The sequence below is a fragment of the Thiocystis violacea genome (genome assembly GCF_016583575.1).
Taxonomy (GTDB): Bacteria; Pseudomonadota; Gammaproteobacteria; order Chromatiales; family Chromatiaceae; genus Thiocystis; species Thiocystis violacea.
The window spans coordinates 1-4,020 of the sequence record NZ_NRRG01000113.1 but is presented as its reverse complement, the minus strand read 5'-3'; the positions used below and the strand labels follow the sequence as shown (position 1 = coordinate 4,020).

At 63.6% G+C, this 4,020-nt stretch carries 8 protein-coding genes; 1 reads left to right on the top strand and 7 read right to left on the bottom strand.

Annotated elements, in window-relative coordinates:
• Nucleotides 1–234 precede the first annotated feature (234 nt).
• The 7 genes from CKO27_RS23415 to CKO27_RS23385 all read right to left on the bottom strand — a co-directional run bounded on the left by CKO27_RS23415 (nucleotide 235) and on the right by CKO27_RS23385 (nucleotide 2,260).
• Nucleotides 235–627: a DUF5681 domain-containing protein gene (locus tag CKO27_RS23415; protein WP_200377323.1), complete on the bottom strand. Its 393-nt coding sequence runs from the start codon at nucleotides 625–627 to the stop codon at nucleotides 235–237.
• Nucleotides 628–723: 96 nt separating this feature from the next.
• Entirely contained in the window at nucleotides 724–924 is a 201-nt protein-coding gene (locus CKO27_RS23410; protein ID WP_200377322.1) for a hypothetical protein, read from the bottom strand.
• The gene (locus CKO27_RS23405) at nucleotides 899–1,078 is read right to left on the bottom strand and encodes a hypothetical protein (RefSeq protein ID WP_200377321.1); all 180 of its coding nucleotides are present in this window, start codon (nucleotides 1,076–1,078) and stop codon (nucleotides 899–901) included. Before CKO27_RS23405 ends, CKO27_RS23410 begins: the two co-directional genes overlap by 26 nt.
• Complete coding sequence (locus CKO27_RS23400) at nucleotides 1,078–1,563, bottom strand: hypothetical protein (protein WP_200377320.1); 486 nt, start codon at nucleotides 1,561–1,563, stop codon at nucleotides 1,078–1,080. The genes CKO27_RS23405 and CKO27_RS23400 overlap by 1 nt, the downstream gene beginning before the upstream one ends.
• Nucleotides 1,564–1,573: 10 nt before the next feature.
• Complete coding sequence (locus CKO27_RS23395; RefSeq protein WP_200377319.1) at nucleotides 1,574–1,843, bottom strand: hypothetical protein; 270 nt, start codon at nucleotides 1,841–1,843, stop codon at nucleotides 1,574–1,576.
• 50 nt (nucleotides 1,844–1,893) lie between these two features.
• Nucleotides 1,894–2,079, bottom strand: coding sequence for a hypothetical protein (locus tag CKO27_RS23390; RefSeq protein ID WP_200377318.1), 186 nt, complete (start codon nucleotides 2,077–2,079; stop codon nucleotides 1,894–1,896).
• Nucleotides 2,072–2,260 carry a hypothetical protein gene (locus CKO27_RS23385; RefSeq protein WP_200377317.1) on the bottom strand — a complete coding sequence of 63 codons (189 nt, stop codon included), beginning with the start codon at nucleotides 2,258–2,260 and terminating at the stop codon, nucleotides 2,072–2,074. Before CKO27_RS23385 ends, CKO27_RS23390 begins: the two co-directional genes overlap by 8 nt.
• 297 nt (nucleotides 2,261–2,557) lie before the next feature.
• Between CKO27_RS23385 and CKO27_RS23380 the strand changes: the two genes are divergently transcribed.
• Nucleotides 2,558–3,773 (top strand): IS3 family transposase gene (locus tag CKO27_RS23380; protein WP_200377316.1). Its coding sequence is split into 2 segments (ribosomal slippage): nucleotides 2,558–2,826 and nucleotides 2,825–3,773, totalling 1,218 coding nucleotides; the frame shifts between segments, so codons are not numbered across the junction.
• Nucleotides 3,774–4,020: the final 247 nt, after the last annotated feature.

Sequence of the window (4,020 nt, the reverse complement as noted above, 5' to 3'; positions counted from 1 at the left end):
TGATTCGCTTAGGTGCGGTTTGCTTGTTTACTTAGAATGATTTTGGCTATACCGTTGATTTATAACGGTTGCGCTGTTGACTGAAAATCCGCGTGTCGGTGGTTCGATTCCGCCCCTGGGCACCAAACAAAACAAAGGCTTGTCACCACATCGGCGACAAGCCTTTTTTGTTGGTGCTACCTCAGGAACGATGTCGGCGGAATTTGGCGCCCAAAACGCCGAAGCTCCGACCACTCAGACAGGACTTTTGAGCATCGCCTCGATTCGCGCCAGCCGCTCGGCATTCTCGACCGCTTCACTGATCTTGGCGCGATCCGCCAGCAGGGCCATGACCTCTCGCGCCTGTTCGCTCGTCAACACACCAGCGGTCAAGGCATCGACGATGGCTTGCGGCTCCACGGCGGTTCCCATCACGGGAAGCGGCCGGGTTTCGGGTTTGATGTTCGGCAGAACCTTGTCCATCAACAATCGCGCCGCGCTGGGGTCGCCTTGCTTCGCGGCTTCACTCATCGCCTGGATGATGTCCGGCAGATCCTTCTCGATGGCCTTGCGGAGCTTCTGGACGGGGCCAGAGCCGGGCCTCGGGCCGCGCGGATTGCCGGATTGTCCTGGTTGAAATTTCGCCATGCTCGCCTGCCGTCAGCCTGCCGTGGCAGATTGAAGCGCCGCGCAGCCCGCGACCCAGCCGGGATGGTCGGGTTCATCCTCGACGCGGGGTATCGGCTAATGGCGATCCAGGCCCATCTCGACCTCCCAGAACAAGCGCCGGGCCTCGTCTCGATCCGGCACACAACCGAAGTGCTCGGCGTAGGTGGCACTCACTTCATCAATCCACGCCAGTTCGCGCGCGCTCGGCGATGCCAGCAAACGTGCTTCGATGGCGCGACGGGTCAGGCGGTCAAGATCTGGCGGCGGGTTTTTCATCGGCGATCTCGCGCAGGATTTTGAGCGCGTTCGACGAACCGCCGGCGGCTCGCTTGGCCAACTCCTTAATCGCCGCGACCTGGATGAGGCGCAGTTCCTTTTGCGCCAGCTTCGCCATCGACGGCGGCCGTCCGCCTTTCGCTGGCACGTTCATCACCAGACTCCACGCAGCGAGGGACCAGCCCAACGGGCATCGACGCGCAGACGGTGACCGAGGGTTCCCATCGTGCCGAACTCGCGATTGAACAGCTCCAGCCGCTCGGCGACCACGATGGTGTGTTGCTGCAACTGCCCGGCCAGCGCGTTGAGGGCGCGTCCCTCGATGTCCTGGCAGGCGCGGCGCCAGTTGGCTTCGAGTTGGCGAAGGTCGGCCGGCTCGGCCGGGAGTTGGGCGCGGTGTTCGTCCAGCAGGCGCGACAGTCCCGCCTGATCGGCCTCGATCAGCGCCAGCTCGGCGGCATCCTTGGGCCGCTCATCACCGGCCATCCGACGCTCCAGCAAGGCGACGCGGCGGGCGCGTAGATCGTCCAGGCGGGTCTGGATGCGCTCGCCATGCGCCCGGTGCTCGGCGATGTCGGCCTCATAGGCGCGCTGGTTGAGACGAGCCCTCACGAGGGGCACGGCCAGCGCGACCGGCACGGTGACCGGCTCAGGTCGGGGATACGGCGAGAAGGCGTTGACGCGTGCCGATCGCCTCGGCGGTCTCGGTGGCCAGCGTCTCGGCCTCGGTCTGGATCGCGCGCTCGATCTCGGGGTCCGGGCCGATGGGGGCGGCGGTGCGGGTCAGTTCGACCAGCCGCGCCTCGGCGGCCACCAGGGCGCGGCGGGCCTCGCTGGTATCGACTCCAGCCAACAAGGCATCACGCAGGCGCTCGTGCGCGGTGTCGGCTTGAGCACGGGCCTTTTCGATCAGGGTCATGGGGTTTTCCTCGGGGGTTTCATGGGGGTTTCGACACGGAAACCCTACTGTCACGACAGCCGTTGAGACCGGAAAACAAGGATCAGGCGACGTGGGACTTTGACCTGGCGGGCGGGCGGGCGGCGCTTGAGGATGACGAACGGCTTGACCTTGGTCGCGGCCTTGGCGAGGCGGCGCGGCTTGGGCTCGGCCATGATGTCGGTGAGTGCGTCGATAAGGTCGGTCCAGTCAGACATGCGTGCTCTCCAGTCGGCGGGTGTTGGTGATCCGCTTGACCAGCTCGCCGAAGTCTCGCGATTCCTTCGGTCCAGCCGGTGAAACGGGGATCGGGTCGGCCAGGAGGCGGCGACCTGGGTACAGGCGCGCGGCGACGCGGGCGGCGGCCTCAAGGGTTGGAGCGACCAGGATCAACTTCATGGGCGGGATCCTCCAGGTTGACGACGAACACTTGCAGCGAGCGAGCCAGACCGCTGGGGCGACCTCTTCGGTAACCTTGACGGACGTGCTCATAGAGTTCGTTGGCGCAGGTGGCGCACAGCAGATGCCCGAGGATCAGCCGGCCAGCCACGCCGGGGCGGGAGCCGCACCAGCAACACTCTCTCGAGGGCGCGGCGTACGTCCGCCCGTTCGCCTGGGCACCGATCGGGCTAAAGTGGACCCCGAAAACCGAACAGTCATTTAAGCTGTCAAGTCGGTACGAAAGGGTTGACCACAATGGGTGAAGCAAAGCGCAAGACCTACGCGGCGGCGTTTAAGGCCAAGGTCGGGTTGGAGGCCATCCGTGGCGTGAAGACGGTCAACGAGATCGGCCAGGAGCACGGTGTGCACCCGGTCCAAGTCGGGCCATGGAAGAAGGAGATTCTGGAACAAGCCGGTACGCTGTTCGAGACCAAACGTGGGCGGAAACCAGCGGCTGACCAAGGAGAGCCAGAGCGGCTCTACAGCGAAATCGGGCGCTTGAAGATGGAACTGGATTGGCTGAAAAAAAGTCCGGACTGAGCCGGTGAGCATCCGTCGCGGATGGATCGAGCGTGAGGGTGAGATCGCGGTGATCCGGCAATGCGCCTTGGCCGGGGTCGTGCGCTCTGGGGTGTATCGCGCCGCGACCGGCGAGACCGTCAGCGCGTTGGACCAGATGCTGTTGACGTTGATTGACGCCGAGTACACCCGTCACCCGTTCTACGGCCGCCGGCGCCTGGTGATCTTTCTGAAGGCGCAAGGCCAGGTGGTGAATCGCAAGCGCGTGCCGCGACTGATGGGGATTCTGGGGTTAGCTGGCATGGCGCCGGGACCGAGCACCAGCCAACCGCACCCGGAGCACCACGTTTATCCCTACTTGCTGCGCGGGGTCGAGGTCACACGCCCCAACCAAGTGTGGAGTACCGATATCACCTACGTCCGCCTCGCGCCGGGCTTTGCGTATCTGGTCGCGATCATGGACTGGTACGCGCGCCGGGTGCTGGCCTGGCGTCTGTCCAACACCCTGGAGGCGGGGTTCTGCGTGGACTGTCTGGAAGAGGCGCTGCGCGCCCACGGTCGGCCCGAGATCTTTAACACCGACCAGGGATCCCAGTTTACCAGCACGGCCTTCACCGGGGTGCTCCGGCGTGAGGAGATCGCCATCAGCATGGATGGACGTGGGCGGGCACTGGACAACAGTTTTGTCGAGCGGCTGTGGCGCCGCGTCAAGTACGAGGACATCTACCTCAAAGGCTACACCCGCCTATCCGAGCTACTCCTGGGGTTGACCGAGTATTTCGCCTTCTACAACCATGAGCGTCCGCATCAATCCCTGGGGTACCTGACGCCGGAGGCGGTCTACCGCTCGGGGGAAGGCGGGGGAGCGAAGATCGTGGATCGCTTCGGCAACGCACAAGCGGAACTGGGGCAGCGCCAAACTGCTGCGATTGAGATCGGCAGCACAACTTAAATTCGCGGAAAAACTGTCCTGGACAGGGGGCCACTTTACTAAGCCATGACGAGAAACCGGTCAACCAATGAGGAATAAGTCCGCCCCTTCCCTGATCGCCAGGTAAAAAAGCTTATATATCTGATGTTACGCAGAAGGCTCAGGACTTGGTAAGTTTCGAGGATGAACCAAGACGCTCTCGACATCTACACCGATTATTTGATCAGCACCTTCGGATCGGCCACGGCCACGGGGTTGGCGTCGATGC

Bases quoted from the DNA above. Each gene is read 5' to 3' on its own strand.
- CKO27_RS23415 (WP_200377323.1), bottom strand. From the start codon at position 627: ATGGCGAAATTTCAACCAGGACAATCCGGCAATCCGCGCGGCCCGAGG.
- CKO27_RS23410 (WP_200377322.1), bottom strand. From the start codon at position 924: ATGAAAAACCCGCCGCCAGATCTTGACCGCCTGACCCGTCGCGCCATC.
- CKO27_RS23405 (WP_200377321.1), bottom strand. From the start codon at position 1,078: ATGAACGTGCCAGCGAAAGGCGGACGGCCGCCGTCGATGGCGAAGCTG.
- CKO27_RS23395 (WP_200377319.1), bottom strand. From the start codon at position 1,843: ATGACCCTGATCGAAAAGGCCCGTGCTCAAGCCGACACCGCGCACGAG.
- CKO27_RS23390 (WP_200377318.1), bottom strand. From the start codon at position 2,079: ATGTCTGACTGGACCGACCTTATCGACGCACTCACCGACATCATGGCC.
- CKO27_RS23385 (WP_200377317.1), bottom strand. From the start codon at position 2,260: ATGAAGTTGATCCTGGTCGCTCCAACCCTTGAGGCCGCCGCCCGCGTC.